This window comes from Xenorhabdus santafensis (genome assembly GCF_033949405.1).
In the GTDB taxonomy this organism is placed as follows: domain Bacteria; phylum Pseudomonadota; class Gammaproteobacteria; order Enterobacterales; family Enterobacteriaceae; genus Xenorhabdus; species Xenorhabdus santafensis.
The window spans coordinates 1-298 of the sequence record NZ_VCDN01000320.1; the positions used below are offsets into that span (position 1 = coordinate 1).

Genomic DNA, 298 nt, shown 5'->3' on the forward strand with positions numbered 1-298 from the left:
AACTAAGGAGGAATTTAGAATGGCTAAAGCTAAATTCGAACGTTCTAAACCCCATGTTAACAGCGGTACAATCGGCCACGTTGACCATGGTAAAACTACATTAACTGCTGCGATCACTACAGTTCTTGCAAAAGCTGGTGGTGCTGAAGCACGCGGATACGATCAAATCGACGCTGCTCCAGAAGAAAGAGAGCGCGGAATCACAATCTCAACTGCACACGTTGAGTACGAAACTGAAACTCGTCACTATGCACACGTTGACTGCCCAGGTCACGCTGACTATGTTAAAAACATGATC

1 protein-coding gene is annotated in these 298 nt (G+C 45.6%); it reads left to right on the forward strand.

Annotation, left to right across the window (positions count from 1 at the left end; genetic code table 11):
* Nucleotides 1-19: 19 nt before the first annotated feature.
* The coding region (locus FE392_RS22650) for a GTP-binding protein (protein ID WP_319931931.1) at nucleotides 20-298 on the forward strand (279 nt) is incomplete at its 3' end.